Raw genomic sequence first — 14,923 nt, 5'->3', positions numbered from 1 at the left:
GAAGATCATGGCAAAAACTCCAAAAATCAACGTCGATTTTTCGGCGATCCAAAATAGCCTGAAGGCGCAGTTCTCCGGGCTTGATCCCAATGACCCGCCTTCCTGGCCGGCGCTTCCGCGTTATCTTCTTTGCGTCGGCGTCACGGTCCTCGTGGTGGTCGCCCTGTGGTTTGTCTGGCTGAGTTCCTCGGATGAGGAACTGACGGCTGAGCAGGCCAAGGAAGTCCAGCTCCGGGAAGACTACAAAAAGAAGCTGGTCCAGGCGGTGAATCTTGACGCCCTGAAAAAGCAGCGCGAGCAAGTGCAGCAATATGTGACCCAGCTGGAAAAGCAGCTCCCAAGCAAGGCTGAAATGGACGCCTTGCTGTCCGATATCAACCAGGCCGGCCTGGGCCGCAGCCTGCAGTTCGAACTGTTCCGGCCGGGGCAAGTGAGTGTTAAAGAGTATTACGCCGAGCTGCCCATCGCAGTGCGCGTCACGGGCCGTTACCACGACATCGGCGCCTTCGCGGCGGACATCGCCAATCTCTCCCGAATCGTGACCTTGAACAACCTGAGCCTGGTACCGGCCAAAGACGGCAGCCTCGTTATGGACACCACGGCCAAGACATTCCGCTACCTCGATCCCGAGGAAGTGGCCCTGCAGCGCAAGAGCGCCCCGGGAGCCAAAAAATGAGGCTTAACAACTATGTGCTGACAGGCAGCCTGGCGCTGACGCTGCTGACCCTGGCCGGTTGCGGCTCCTCCGAACAGGAGGAATTGCAGCAATGGATGACGGAGCAGCGAAATGCAACCCGGCCCAAAGTCGATCCGCTGCCGGAGCCAACCAAGTTTTCGCCCCAGGCCTATAACCAGGAAGGCGCCATCGAGCCTTTCAGCAACCAGAAATTGACGCAGGCGCTCAAACGCGAGTCCAGCCAGGCGACGGCGAACGCGGCGCTGATCGCACCGGAATTGAGCCGGCGCAAGGAGCCCCTGGAAGCGTTCCCGCTGGACGCGACCTTCATGGTCGGGAGCCTGGTCAAGATGGGCCAGCCGGTGGCCTTGGTCAAGGTCGACAACCTGATCTACCAGGTTCGGGTCGGCAACTACCTTGGGCAGAACTACGGCCGTATCACGCAAGTGGGCGAAACAAGCCTTTCCTTGCGCGAGATCGTGCAAGACGCTGCAGGTGAATGGATTGAGCGGACGGCGACTTTACAGCTATTAGAGGGATCAAAATGAACAAGCAGACATGGGCATTGGAAGCAGAAGGTACGGGAGGCGGCCTGAAGCGTTTGCTTGAACGTGTGTTGCGCAGCGCTTCGTTCGGCATGGCCCTGTCGATGCTGGTGGCAGCGCTGCCGGCAACCGCGCAGGCGCAAAACGCAATCCAGTCGGTGACAGGTTCCGTTCAGGGCGGCACTGAAATCATCCGCATCGACATGGCTGAGCCTTTGGCCGCCGTTCCCACGGGCTTCAGTATTCAGGCGCCCGCGCGCATCGCCCTGGACTTCCCCGGTGTCAGCAACGCCATGGGACGGTCCACTGTGGACATGAATCTGGGAAACCTGCGTTCGGCCAACGTGGTGCAGGCCGGCGAGCGGACCCGCGTGGTGCTGAATCTCAAGGCGCCCTCGACGTACAAAGCCGAAATCCAGGGTAAATCGCTGGTGATCACTTTGGACTCCACGGCCGTCGCCAGCGCGGCGGCGTCGCCCGCCCCGGCGCCGGTATTTGCCGAAAGCCGCAATCGCGATGTCCTCCCGCTCAAGGATGTGGATTTCCGCCGTGGGACCGACAGCGCCGGACGCATCGTCGTGGGCCTGTCCAACAATGAGGTGGGCGTTGACATACGCCAGCAGGGGCAGACCCTGGTGGTGGAATTCCTGAAGACGACCTTGCCCGAAGGCCTGCGCCGCAAGCTGGATGTGGCCGACTTCGGCACACCGGTGCAGACCGTCACGACCTTCCAGACCGGTGACAAGGTCCGGATGGTGGTGGAGCCCAAAGGTGCGTGGGAGCACAGCGCCTACCAAAGCGACAACCAGTTCGTGCTGGAGGTCCGCCCGTTGAAGGTCGATCCGACCAAATTGACGCAAGGCCAGGGCTTCACCGGTGAAAAACTGTCGCTGAATTTCCAGAACATTGAAATCCGGTCCCTGCTGCAGGTGATCGCCGACTTCACCAACTTCAACATCGTCACCTCCGACTCCGTGACGGGTAGCGTCACGCTGAGGCTGAAGGATGTGCCTTGGGACCAGGCGCTGGACATCATTCTCCAGTCCAAAGGTCTCGGCATGCGCAAAAACGGCAACGTGCTGGTCATCGCGCCCAAGGATGAACTGGCTGCCAAGGACAAGCTCGACCTCGAATCGCGCAATGCCATCCAGAGCCTTGAACCCGTTCGTACCCAGTCCTTCCAGATCAACTATGCCAAGGCTGCGGACCTCGCGGTGCAAATCACCGCCGGCGGCAGCGGTCCGGCGAGTGCCCGTATCCTGTCCCAGCGCGGCAGCGTCATTGCCGAACCTCGCACCAACCAGCTGTTTGTGACCGACATTCCCTCGAAGCTGGAGCAGGTACAGGGCTTGATCACCAAGCTGGACGTGGCGGTTCGCCAAGTGTTGATTGAAGCGCGCATTGTTGAGGCTTCGGACTCGTTTGGGAAATCCCTTGGTGTCCGACTCGGTGGTCGCCCGTTTAATACCACCAACAACATCATGGTCGGCAATACCTATATAGCGCCCAATGTTCCAGCGGGTACGGCACCGTCACTCGGCGGCAATGTGGGCACCAATGCAGGCGATTTCTTGAGTATGCCGGCTGTTGGCCAGAATGGCTTCCCGGCTGCCACCTTTGCCGTGTCGCTTTTCAACTCGTCAATGACTCGTCTGTTGAATCTTGAAATTTCGGCGTCTGAAGCCGACGGCAAGTCCAAGATCGTCTCCAGTCCACGTATCGTCACGGCCGACCAGGTGAAGGCGCTGATTGAGCAGGGCACGGAACTCCCTTACCAGCAGGCGACTTCCAGCGGTGCCACCGCCATCAGCTTTCGCAAAGCCAACCTGAAGCTCGAGGTCACGCCGCAGATCACGCCTGAAGGCAACATCATCCTGAACGTGGACGTGAACAAGGACAGCGTGGGTCGCGAAACCGCCAACGGCTTCGCGATCGACACCAAACACATCCAGACCCAGGTTCTGGTGGAAAACGGCGGGACCGTGGTGATTGGCGGTATTTTTGAGCAGAACGACCGCGACAACGAAACCAAGGTTCCGTTCCTGGGCGACCTGCCCGGTGTCGGCAACCTCTTCAAGCAGAAGACGCGCTCGGCCACCAAGTCTGAACTGCTGGTGTTCATCACCCCCAGGATGCTGACCAACGGCTCGGCGCTGCGCTGAGCCGGCGGGGCCGGCAGCGCCGCGAGGCGGGGCCGGTTTGGTGGGAAAATGCAGGTAACGGCGGGCCCTTTGGGGCCTGTCGCGTTTGTGTACCGGCCCATTTCATCCATCCTCTATTCACGCATCCCGGGGCGAAGCCTCCAGACTCCATTGAATGCAAACCCGTTGAGAATCGCCTGCGTGGGCCTGCCGGGTTCGGGAAAGTCCACTGTCGGGCGGCACCTGGCCCGCAAGATAGGTCTTCGCTTCATTGATTCGGATCAGGTGATCGAGCAGCGCATCGCCTGCTCCATCCGTGAGTTTTTCGAGCGGGAGGGCGAGAACGCCTTCCGGGACATCGAGCAGCAGGTCATCGATGAGCTCACTCAGGGCCAGTCCTGCGTGCTGTCCAGCGGCGGCGGTACCGTGCTGCGTCCTGCCAATCGCCAGCACCTTCGTGAGCGCGCGCAGGTGGTGTATTTGCATTCCATCCCGGAAGAGGTATTTCGCCGCCTGCGGCACGACCAGAACCGGCCGCTGCTTCAGGTTGCCGATCCGCTGGCCAGGCTCAGGGACCTCTATGCCGCCCGCGACCCGCTGTACCGGGAAACCGCTCACTTCGTCATCGAGACCGGCCGTCCTTCAGTGTCCACCCTCGTCAACATGATCTTCATGCAGCTGGAGCTGGCCGGATTGCTGCCGTCGCCCTGATCGCGCGCGGCGGGACGGTCGCCGGGCCAGAGTGGCGCAGTGCCTCTACACTCCCACTTATGCACGCAAAATCCTCCTCCGCGGCGGCGCGGGTCCAGATCGATCTGGGCGAGCGCAGTTACTCAATCGACATTGGCGACGGCCTGCTGGGCAATGCGCTGACCTACCAGGAGCTTCCGAAAGCCGCCACCGCGCTCGTGGTGTCGAACACCACGGTGGCCCCCCTGTATGCGGAGCGGCTGATCACGGCGTTGCGGCAACGTTATGGCAAGGTGTTGCTGGTCGCCTTGCCCGACGGCGAAGCCCACAAGGACTGGCCAACGCTGCAGCTGATTTTCGACGCCTTGCTTGAAAACGGCTGCGACCGCAAAACCGTGATGTTCGCGCTGGGCGGTGGGGTGGTGGGCGACATGACCGGCTTTGCCGCCGCCAGCTATATGCGCGGCGTTCCTTTTGTGCAGGTGCCAACGACTCTGCTGGCGCAGGTGGATTCTTCGGTGGGCGGCAAGACGGCGATCAACCACCCTCTGGGCAAGAACATGATCGGTGCGTTCTACCAGCCTTTGCTGGTGGTTTGCGACCTGGGCGCCCTTGCAACCTTGCCGCCGCGCGAGTTGAGTGCGGGCCTGGCCGAGATCATCAAATACGGGCCGATTGCGGATATGGACTTCCTCGAATGGATAGAGGCCAATCTCGAGGGCCTGCTCGCCAGGCAGCCCAATGCCATGGCACATGCGATCAAACGCAGCTGTGAAATCAAGGCCTGGGTTGTCGGCCAGGACGAGCGCGAAGCCGGCTTGCGGGCCATCCTGAATTTCGGCCACACTTTCGGCCACGCGATTGAATCCGGCCTGGGTTATGGTGAATGGCTGCACGGTGAAGGCGTGGGTTGCGGCATGGTGATGGCGGCGCACCTGTCCGAACGCCTGGGTCTGGTGGACATGTCTTTTGTCGAGCGGCTGACGCGGCTGATCAAACGAGCCGGGCTTCCGGTCAAGGCGCCGGTGCTGTCCGCCGATGACAATGCCGGGCGCTACCTGGAACTGATGCGCGTGGACAAAAAGTCCGAGGCCGGCGAGATACGTTTTATCGTGATCGACGGCCCAGGCAAAGCGGCGCTTCGCAGTGCGCCCGACGCGTTGGTGCGCGGTGTGATCGATCTGTGCTGCGCGTAGCTTGATGTCCTGGAGTGTCTGAACATGACCTTGGCGCCCTATGCCTGTGACCCCGCGCTGTCGCGGGGCCGCCGCTATACCGAGCCGGCCGCACCCACGCGCTCCGACTTCCAGCGCGACCGCGACCGCATCGTGCATTCCACAGCTTTTCGCCGGCTGGTCTACAAGACCCAGGTTTTCCTGAATCACGAAGGCGACCTGTTCCGCACCCGCCTGACCCATTCGCTGGAAGTGGCGCAGCTGGGGCGCTCCATCGCCCGCACGCTTCAGCTCAATGAAGATCTTGTGGAAGCCATCGCGCTGGCGCACGACCTCGGCCACACCCCCTTCGGCCATGCCGGACAGGATGCCCTGAACGCCTGCCTCAAAGACGGCCACCCTGAAAGCGCCGGCTTCGAGCACAACCTGCAGAGCTTGCGCGTGGTCGATACGCTGGAAGAACGCTACCCCGCCTACAACGGCCTGAACCTCAGTTTCGAGACACGCGAGGGCATCCTCAAGCATTGCTCAAAGCGCAATGCGCGCCGTATCGAATCGCGCGAACCGGACGGCGTGGCGCGCCGTTTTGTGGACCAGCCGGCCGGCGGCCCGCGCTGGCAACAGCCCAGCCTGGAAGCCCAGCTCGCCAACCTTGCCGACGAGATCGCCTACAACGCGCATGACATCGACGACGGTGTGCGTTCGGGCCTGCTGACGCTGGAGCAGTTGGAGGACGTCGAGCTCTTCAGCCAGTACTGCCGTGAAACGCGGCTGGCCCATCCGGGTGTGCAAGGCCGCAGGCTGCTGTTTGAAACCATACGCCGCATGCTCAGCGCCCAGGTCTACAACGTGATGGACGCGACATGGGCCGCCGTGCACAAGGCGGCCCCCGCGAATGCCGATGAAGTGCGCCAGCACCCGGCGTTGGTCTGCTTCACGCCGGAGATGGCGCGGCAGTCCGCGTCGCTCAAGCGCTTCCTGCTGCAAAACCTCTACCGCCATCCCAAGGTGGTTGAAACCACGCAAGCCGCAAAGCAGGTGGTGCGCGATCTGTTCGAGGCCTATATGGCCGACCCCGCCCAGATGCCGCAGGCCCATAGCGATCGTTTTGACGGCGTCGACGCGCCGCACTCTGCAGGCGCCAAGCCTGAGCGGGTGGTGGCCGACTACATTGCCGGCATGACGGACCGTTTCGCCGCCAAAGAGCATGAGCGCCTGAAGGGGCGGGCCGCCTTCGCGGCCTGAGTCGCACCCTCTCGTCTACGCAGCGTGTGACTGAACCCGAGCCCAAACCCGGGAGCGCCGCTGGCGTTCGAGCCGCGTGGTTCGTGATCGCGGCCGGCGTGGTGGCCGCGCTGCATGTCGGCAAGCTGCCGCCCGCCTTGCCGGTTCTGGGGCAGGTGCTGGGCGTTTCGCTGGTTCAAGCCGGGTTTTTGCTTTCGCTGGTGCAACTCGCCGGGATGACGCTCGGCTTGGTGACCGGCCTGGCCGTGCAACGCGTAGGGCTCAAGCGAAGCATGGTCGCCGGCCTGTGGGTACTGGCATCGTCCAGCGCATTGGGTGCCATGGCGCCCGGTGTTCACGCCCTGCTGGCGACGCGCGCGCTGGAAGGCCTTGGGTTTTTGTGGGTGGTGCTGCCGGCGCCGGCTTTGGTGCGACGCTTGGTCGCGCCGGAAAAACTCAGCGGCATGCTGGGGATGTGGGGCGCCTATATGCCCTTGGGGGCTTCGCTGGCTTTGCTGGCCGGGCCTTTTGTGATCGCTTGGGGTGGGCCGCAGTGGGGATGGCGCATCCTGTGGTGGCTGTTGGCCGCGCTGGCTGCGGCGCTGGCTGTTTTGCTCGTGTGGCGCGTCCCGGCAGAGCCATCGGGGTCGGCGGCTCCCGTCGGGCGGCCTCGCAGCGGCCGGCTCATCGGGGTGACCTTGCGTTCGCGCGCCGCCTGGCTCATGGCCATGGCTTTTGCGATGTACTCGGGGCAGTGGCTTGCAGTGGTGGGCTTTCTGCCGTCCATCTATGCCCAGGCCGGTGTGGCCGGTAGCTGGGCCGGGCCGCTGACGGCGCTTGCCGCGGCCGTCAACATCGCCGGCAACGTTGCGGCTGGGCGCTTGCTGGGTCGCGGCATGCCGCCCTTGGTCTTGCTGGGTGCGGGTTTTCTCGCGATGGCGGGTGGTGCTTTGATGGCGTTCTCGGGTCCGGTATCCCCCGGGCTGCAATACGCCGCGATCCTGGGTTTTTCGATGGTGGGCGGCCTGGTTCCCGCCACTCTGTTCAGCCTGGCCATCCGGCTGGCGCCCAGCGCTGACACGGTGTCGACTACCGTGGGGTGGATGCAGCAATGGTCCGCGCTCGGCCAGTTCGCCGGCCCGCCGCTGGTGGCCTGGGTTGCCGCCGTGGCAGGGGGCTGGCAATGGACAGGCTGGGTCACGGCAGCCAGTTCGGCTCTGGGGTTGGTCCTGGCGGTACAGCTGCACCGCTTGCTGGCTTCGCGAGCGATGCAGGGCTAGCGTTCCAGGCGCACACCGCGCATTGCTGCAGGCCAGGCGCGGACGGCGCATAGGCTTATGACGTGTCGGCATTTTCTCCTGTGTCTTTTTCGGTCCGTACGGTTTACGCTCAGTCTTTGCGCACACTTTGTGACATATTTTCGGAACAGTGAGCGCATGCTAAGGGGCAGGCATTAAACCTGCTTTGGCTATTCCCGTTTCCAAAGGTGTTGTCATGAGCTTCAATCGGCGTCAGTTTGTTTTCGGTGGTGTGTCGGCGGGCGCTGGGGTCGCAAGTCCTGCTCTGTGGGCGCAAGGCAAGGCCGCGCGCAAAATCGTCGTGGGGCAATCGGTGCCGCTGACCGGCGCGGCCGACCAGATCGGCCTGGCGTATCTCAATGGCGCCAAGATCTATTTCGACGCGATCAATTCCAAGAGCGGAGCGGGCGGCTACAAGATCGAAGTCAAGGCGCTTGATGACGGCTACGCCCCGGCCAAGGCCGCAGCCAACGCCAAGCACCTGATTGACGAGGACGTCGACGCGCTTTTCGGCTTCACGGGTACCGCCAGTTGCGACGCTGCTTTCGCCGCGGCCAAAGCGTCCAACACCTTGTTCTTTGCACCTTTTGCCGCTTCTGATGCATTGCATGATCCTTCGCTGAGCAACGTGTTCCATGTGCGCCCCGCGCTGGCCGATGAAGCCTACAAGATCGCCCGCCACTGCGCGACGCTGAACCAGGATCGCATCGCGGTGTTTGCCGAAGACGACGCCATGGGCCGTGGTGGCCTCGCGGCCGTCAACCAGGCTTTGATCGACCTGAAGCGGCCAGCCATCGTCGGCAGCGTCCTGTCGCCGGTCAACAGCGACAAGGTCGACGCCGCCGTGGCCGCCCTGATGAAAGTGCAGCCCCAGGCCGTCATCCAGGTCAGCCTGTTCAATTCATCGGCGGCTTTTATCCGGAAGATGCGCCAGGCCGGCTATGGCGGGCAGTTCCTGAATTTTTCCGTGGTGGGTATCGATCCGCTTTTCAGCGCCCTGGGCAAGGAAATCGGCGGTGTCGTGATTTCCCAGGTCGTGCCGTCGCCACGCAGCACCGGCATGCCGATCATCAAGGAATACCTCGACGTGCTGAACCAGACCGACCAGACGCCCAGCTATGAGAGCGTGGAAGGCTACATCGCCGCCAAAACTTTCGCTGAAGGCGTGCGCCGCAGCGCGGCGGGCAGCGGCAAGCCTGACCGTGCCGGCCTGCAAAAGGCGTTTGAATCCATGACGGATTACGACGTGGGCGGTTTCCGCGTGAATCTGCGTGCCAAGAAATACGAGTCGGTGCGTGCAATCGACCTTGTCACCATCACGCCAGACGGCAAAGTCGTCCGCTGAGCGACAGCGGCTCCCATGCTTCTTGAGAGAGGCGAGGGGGTGTCGAGAATTAGGGTCAGGTTCCAATATCATGGTGCAAACTCCAGGTATTGCATTCCATGGCCCGCCTTCCCCGTCTGACGCTTCCCGGTTACCCCCATCACATCGTCCAGCGCGGTAATAACCGTCAAGCCGTTTTTTCCTCGGCTGCCGATCACCAGATGCTGCTGCGGCTTCTTGACGAAAGCGCGCGCAAATTCGGTGTTGCCCTGCATGCCTACGTGCTGATGGACAACCACTTCCACCTGCTGGCCACGCCCGGCACGGCGGACGGCCTGCCGCAAATGATGCAGGCCGCCGGAAGGCGTTACGTGCGCTATTTCAACGACAGCCAGGGGCGTTCCGGCACCCTGTGGGAAGGGCGTTACCGCGCCACCGTGATCGAGGCGGAGCGCTACCTGCTGGCCTGCATGGCCTATATGGACCTGAACCCGGTCCGCGCGGGGCTGGCGGCCGAGGCCAGAGACTATCCCTGGTCCAGCCACGGGCACTACGCGGGTTTGCGCGTCGACAGCCTGCTGACGCCACATCCCCTTGTCTGGGCGCTGGGCAACACCCCCTTTGCCCGCGAAGCGGCCTACGCCTCATTGGTGCGTGCCGGCATCACACCGGAGCAGCAAGACCTGCTGACCCGTTCGGCCTTGAGCGGCTGGGCATTGGGCGGGAGCGATTTCCTGGCCGAGCTGCAAAAGCGCACAGAGCGCCGCGTGACGAAAAACCAGGCCGGGCGACCGGCCATGGCACCCAAAGAAGATTTGCCATCCGCTTGAACGCTGCCGTTTTAGGCTTTTTACGTTCAAATATAATATGTCCCCAATTAAATGTTGATTAAATTTATCGATATTTAATTCGAATCTGACCCTATTTAAACTTCTTGGCATTGTTGTTGCGCTGCACTATGCTCCCGATTCCCTGCGAAAAATTATGAAACTGCGGGTGGGTGCGTTGCGTGGCCCTTTACGGGTAGCGTTTCAACGCCCCCATCCCACCCCGACGAGGAATTGCCATGACCACGGCTGCTGAAATCAAGCATTTTGAAGAAAACGGTTTGTACTCCGGTGCGAACGAACACGATGCCTGCGGCGTCGGTTTTGTGGCGCATATCAAGGGGCACAAAAGCCACGCCATCGTCCAGCAAGGCCTCAAGATCCTCGAAAACCTTGACCACCGTGGCGCAGTGGGTGCTGACAAGCTCATGGGCGACGGCGCCGGCATCCTGATTCAGCTGCCCGACGCGCTGTACCGCGAAGAAATGGCCGCGCAGGGCGTCCAGTTGCCGCCACCGGGCGAATACGGCGTGGGCATGGTCTTCCTGCCCAAAGAGCATGCCTCGCGCCTGGCTTGCGAGCAGGCCCTGGAGCGCGCCGTAAAGGCCGAAGGCCAGGTGCTGTTGGGCTGGCGCGACGTGCCGGTCAACCGCGACATGCCCATGTCGCCCACCGTGCGCGAAAAAGAACCCATCCTGCGCCAGATCTTTATCGGCCGCGGCAATGACGTGATCGTGCAGGACGCGCTGGAACGCAAGCTGTATGTGATCYGCAAGACCGCCAGCGCCGCCATCCAGAACCTGCGCCTGACACACAGCAAAGAGTATTACGTGCCCAGCATGTCCAGCCGCACGGTGGTCTACAAAGGCCTGCTGCTGGCCGACCAGGTGGGTACTTACTACCGCGACCTGACCGACACGCGCTGCGTCTCGGCTCTGGGCCTGGTACACCAACGCTTTTCCACCAACACCTTCCCCGAGTGGCCGCTGGCCCACCCCTACCGCTATGTCGCGCATAACGGCGAGATCAACACCGTCAAGGGCAACTACAACTGGATGAAGGCACGCGAAGGTGTGATGTCCTCGCCGGTGCTGGGCGCCGACCTGCAAAAGCTCTACCCGATCAGCTTCGCTAGCCAATCCGACACCGCCACTTTTGACAACTGCCTGGAACTGCTGACCATGGCTGGCTACCCGATCAGCCAGGCCGTGATGATGATGATTCCCGAACCCTGGGAACAGCACACCACCATGGATGAGCGCCGCAAGGCCTTTTATGAATACCACGCTGCCATGCTGGAACCCTGGGACGGCCCGGCCTCCATCGTCTTCACCGACGGCCGCCAGATCGGCGCCACGCTGGACCGCAACGGCCTGCGTCCCTCGCGCTACTGCGTGACCGACGACGACCTGGTCATCATGGCCTCGGAATCGGGCGTGCTGCCCATCCCCGAGCACAAGATCGTGCGCAAATGGCGTTTGCAGCCCGGCAAAATGTTCCTGATCGACCTGGAACAGGGCCGCATGGTCGATGACGAGGAAATCAAGGCCACGCTGGCGCACAGCAAGCCCTACAAGCAGTGGATCGAGAACCTGCGCATCAAGCTCGACGACGTGGCCGGCAAAACCGCGAAAACGGCCAAACCCGCCGCGGCCGCCGCGCCTGTCTCCGACATCCCGCTGCTGGACCGCCAGCAGGCCTTCGGCTATACCCAGGAGGACATCAAGTTCCTGATGTCCCCCATGGCCGCCAACGGCGAGGAAGCCACCGGCTCCATGGGCAACGACAGCCCGCTGGCCGTGCTGTCCAACAAGGACAAGCCGCTCTACAACTACTTCAAGCAGCTGTTTGCGCAGGTGACCAACCCGCCCATCGACCCGATACGCGAAGCCATCGTGATGTCGCTGGTGTCCTTCATCGGCCCCAAGCCCAACCTGCTGGACATCAACCAGGTCAACCCGCCCATGCGGCTGGAAGTCAGCCAGCCTGTGCTCAACGTGGCCGACATGCAAAAGCTGCGCGACATCGAGGCGCACACCCAGGGCAAGTTCAAGAGCTACACCCTGGACATCACCTACCCGCTGGCCTGGGGCCACGAAGGTGTCGAGGCCAAGCTGGCCTCGCTGTGCGCCGAGGCGGTTGACGCGATCAAGGACGGCAAAAACATCCTGATCGTCAGCGACCGCGGCATCACCGCCACGCAGGTTGCCATTCCGGCCCTGCTGGCCCTGTCCGCCATCCACCAGCACCTGGTGAAAGAAGGCCTGCGCACGACAGCCGGCCTGGTGGTGGAAACCGGCTCTGCCCGTGAGGTGCATCACTTCGCCGTGCTGGCCGGCTACGGTGCTGAAGCCGTGCATCCCTACCTCGCGATGGAAACCCTGGCCGAACTGTCCAAAGGCCTGCCGGGCGACCTCAGCACCGACAAGGCCGTCTACAACTACACCAAGGCCATCGGCAAGGGCCTGTCCAAGATCATGTCCAAGATGGGCGTGTCCACTTATATGAGCTACTGCGGCGCCCAGCTGTTCGAGGCCATAGGCCTGAACCGCGACACCGTGGCCAAGTTCTTCACCGGCACCGCCAGCCAGGTCGAGGGCATGGGCGTGTTCGAGATCGCCGAGGAAGCGCTGCGCATGCACCGCGCCGCCTTTGGCAACGATCCGGTGCTGGCCAACATGCTGGACGCCGGCGGCGAGTACGCCTGGCGCGTGCGCGGCGAAGACCATATGTGGACGCCCGACGCGATCGCCAAGCTGCAGCATTCCACGCGTTCCAACAACTGGAACACCTACAAGGAATACGCCCAGCTGATCAACGACCAGAACCGCCGCCACATGACGCTGCGCGGCCTGTTCGAGTTCAAGATCGACCCTTCCAAGGCGATTCCGATTGACGAGGTCGAGCCGGCCAAGGAAATCGTCAAGCGCTTCGCCACCGGCGCCATGTCGCTGGGCTCCATCAGCACCGAGGCCCACGCCACCCTGGCCGTGGCCATGAACCGCATAGGCGGCAAGAGCAACACGGGCGAGGGCGGTGAAGACCCGAACCGTTACCGGCAAGAGCTCAAGGGCATCCCGATCAAAAAGGGCGAGACGCTGAAAAGCGTGATCGGCCCGAAACAGGTCGAGGTCGACCTGCCTTTGCAGGACGGCGACTCGCTGCGCTCGCGCATCAAGCAGGTGGCCTCGGGCCGCTTCGGCGTCACGGCCGAATACCTGGTGTCGGCCGACCAGATCCAGATCAAGATGGCCCAGGGCGCCAAGCCCGGCGAGGGCGGCCAGCTGCCCGGCGGCAAGGTCAGCGAATACATCGGCCAGTTGCGCTACTCGGTGCCGGGCGTCGGTTTGATCTCGCCGCCGCCGCACCACGACATCTATTCGATCGAGGATCTGGCCCAGCTGATCCACGACCTGAAGAACGTCAACCCGCGCGCCAGCATCAGCGTCAAGCTGGTCAGCGAAGTCGGGGTCGGCACCATCGCGGCCGGCGTGGCCAAGGCCAAGTCCGACCACGTGGTGATCGCCGGCCATGACGGCGGCACGGGCGCTTCGCCCTGGTCGTCCATCAAGCATGCAGGATCGCCCTGGGAAATCGGCCTGGCCGAAACCCAGCAGACCCTGGTGCTCAACCGCCTGCGCGGCCGCATCCGCGTGCAGGCCGACGGCCAGATGAAAACCGGCCGCGACGTCATCATCGGCGCGTTGCTGGGCGCCGACGAGTTCGGCTTCGCCACCGCACCGCTGGTGGTTGAGGGCTGCATCATGATGCGCAAATGCCACCTCAACACCTGCCCGGTCGGCGTGGCCACGCAGGACCCGGTGCTGCGCCAGAAATTCAGCGGCAAGCCCGAGCATGTCGTCAACTACTTCTTCTTCGTCGCCGAAGAGGCTCGCCAGCTCATGGCGCAGCTCGGCGTGCGCAAGTTCGACGAGCTCATCGGCCGCGCCGACCTGCTGGACACGCAAAAAGGTATTGAACACTGGAAAGCCAGCGGCCTGGATTTCAGCCGTTTGTTCTACCAGCCCAATGTGCCCGCCGACGTGCCGCGCCTGCACGTCATGGAGCAGGACCATGCGCTGGCAAAAGCGCTGGACGTGCGCCTGATCGAAAAATCCAAGGCCGCGATTGAAAAGGGCGAAAAAGTCCAGTTCATCGAAGTCGCGCGCAACGTCAACCGCACCGTCGGCGCCATGCTGTCGGGCGAGCTGACGCGCCACCATCCGCAAGGCTTGCCCGACGATACCCTGCGTATCCAGCTCGAGGGCACGGGCGGCCAGTCTTTCGGCGCCTTCCTGGCCAAGGGCATCACCATGTACCTGATAGGCGACGCCAACGACTACACCGGCAAGGGCCTGTCCGGCGGCCGCATCGTGGTGCGCCCCAGCATTGATTTCCGCGGCGACGCGGTGAAGAACACCATCGTCGGCAACACCGTGCTCTACGGCGCGACCACCGGCGAGGCTTTCTTCAGCGGCGTGGCCGGTGAGCGTTTTGCCGTGCGCCTGTCGGGTGCCACGGCGGTCGTTGAAGGCACGGGCGACCACGGCTGCGAATACATGACGGGCGGCACGGTCGCGGTGCTGGGCAAGACAGGCCGTAACTTCGCCGCAGGCATGAGCGGCGGCGTGGCCTACGTGTACGACGAAGACGGCTTGTTCGCCACGCGCTGCAACACCTCCATGGTTTCCATGGACCGCATCGTCACCACGGCTGAACAGCACACCCATGACAAGGCCGACTGGCACGCGGGCGAAAGCGATGAGGAACTGCTCAAGCGCCTGCTGCAGGACCACAACCGCTGGACCGGCAGCAAGCGCGCGCGCGAACTGCTGGACAACTGGAGCGAGTCGCGCCTGAAGTTCGTGAAGGTCTTCCCGAACGAGTACAAGCGGGCCCTGATCGAGCGCAAGGAGCGCCGGCTGGAGGCAGCGACAGAGACCACCCGGGCCCAGGTCGCCACCAACCAGGAAGCGGTGGCCGCCAAATAGGCCGCCTCACCCCACGCATGCAATAAAACCGG

Annotated in this window: 10 protein-coding genes; all 10 read left to right on the top strand. The window is 63.0% G+C overall.

Going from position 1 to position 14,923, the window contains the following annotated elements; all coding sequences use genetic code 11:
- Positions 1-7 precede the first annotated feature (7 nt).
- The 10 genes from AC1DXS_RS07350 (at position 8) to AC1DXS_RS07305 (ending at position 14,891) form a co-directional block, all read left to right on the top strand.
- Complete coding sequence (locus tag AC1DXS_RS07350; RefSeq protein WP_477736863.1) at positions 8-676, top strand: type IV pilus inner membrane component PilO; 669 nt, start codon at positions 8-10, stop codon at positions 674-676.
- Positions 673-1,224 (top strand): pilus assembly protein PilP, encoded by a 552-nt coding sequence (locus AC1DXS_RS07345; protein ID WP_477736862.1) that lies wholly within the window; start codon positions 673-675, stop codon positions 1,222-1,224. Before AC1DXS_RS07350 ends, AC1DXS_RS07345 begins: the two co-directional genes overlap by 4 nt.
- Positions 1,221-3,383, top strand: coding sequence for a type IV pilus secretin PilQ (locus AC1DXS_RS07340; RefSeq protein WP_477736861.1), 2,163 nt, complete (start codon positions 1,221-1,223; stop codon positions 3,381-3,383). Before AC1DXS_RS07345 ends, AC1DXS_RS07340 begins: the two co-directional genes overlap by 4 nt.
- A gap of 165 nt (positions 3,384-3,548) precedes the next feature.
- Entirely contained in the window at positions 3,549-4,073 is a 525-nt protein-coding gene (locus tag AC1DXS_RS07335) for a shikimate kinase (RefSeq protein ID WP_477736860.1), read from the top strand.
- Positions 4,074-4,132: 59 nt separating this feature from the next.
- The gene (gene aroB, locus AC1DXS_RS07330; protein WP_477736859.1) at positions 4,133-5,248 is read left to right on the top strand and encodes a 3-dehydroquinate synthase; all 1,116 of its coding nucleotides are present in this window, start codon (positions 4,133-4,135) and stop codon (positions 5,246-5,248) included.
- A 24-nt stretch (positions 5,249-5,272) separates the two neighbouring features.
- On the top strand, positions 5,273-6,472 hold the full coding sequence (locus AC1DXS_RS07325) for a deoxyguanosinetriphosphate triphosphohydrolase (protein ID WP_477736858.1): 1,200 nt from the start codon (positions 5,273-5,275) through the stop codon (positions 6,470-6,472).
- A gap of 26 nt (positions 6,473-6,498) precedes the next feature.
- Positions 6,499-7,731, top strand: coding sequence for an MFS transporter (locus AC1DXS_RS07320; protein ID WP_477736857.1), 1,233 nt, complete (start codon positions 6,499-6,501; stop codon positions 7,729-7,731).
- 214 nt (positions 7,732-7,945) lie between these two features.
- Positions 7,946-9,094, top strand: coding sequence for an ABC transporter substrate-binding protein (locus AC1DXS_RS07315; RefSeq protein WP_477736856.1), 1,149 nt, complete (start codon positions 7,946-7,948; stop codon positions 9,092-9,094).
- A 98-nt stretch (positions 9,095-9,192) separates the two neighbouring features.
- Positions 9,193-9,903, top strand: a complete 711-nt coding sequence (locus AC1DXS_RS07310) for a transposase (protein WP_477736855.1) — start codon at positions 9,193-9,195, stop codon at positions 9,901-9,903.
- Between the two features lie 236 nt (positions 9,904-10,139).
- Positions 10,140-14,891: a glutamate synthase-related protein gene (locus tag AC1DXS_RS07305; RefSeq protein ID WP_477736854.1), complete on the top strand. Its 4,752-nt coding sequence runs from the start codon at positions 10,140-10,142 to the stop codon at positions 14,889-14,891.
- The last annotated feature ends 32 nt before the right edge of the window (positions 14,892-14,923 follow it).

Source organism: Polaromonas sp. P3_B1, assembly GCF_056402935.1.
Note: the sequence above shows the minus strand (reverse complement) of the source record. Positions and strands in the feature narration are given on the sequence as shown.

Coding starts and splice junctions, on each gene's coding strand:
- aroB (WP_477736859.1), top strand. CDS start 4,133: ATGCACGCAAAATCCTCCTCCGCGGCGGCGCGGGTCCAGATCGATCTG.
- AC1DXS_RS07340 (WP_477736861.1), top strand. CDS start 1,221: ATGAACAAGCAGACATGGGCATTGGAAGCAGAAGGTACGGGAGGCGGC.
- AC1DXS_RS07350 (WP_477736863.1), top strand. CDS start 8: ATGGCAAAAACTCCAAAAATCAACGTCGATTTTTCGGCGATCCAAAAT.
- AC1DXS_RS07325 (WP_477736858.1), top strand. CDS start 5,273: ATGACCTTGGCGCCCTATGCCTGTGACCCCGCGCTGTCGCGGGGCCGC.
- AC1DXS_RS07345 (WP_477736862.1), top strand. CDS start 673: ATGAGGCTTAACAACTATGTGCTGACAGGCAGCCTGGCGCTGACGCTG.
- AC1DXS_RS07310 (WP_477736855.1), top strand. CDS start 9,193: ATGGCCCGCCTTCCCCGTCTGACGCTTCCCGGTTACCCCCATCACATC.
- AC1DXS_RS07315 (WP_477736856.1), top strand. CDS start 7,946: ATGAGCTTCAATCGGCGTCAGTTTGTTTTCGGTGGTGTGTCGGCGGGC.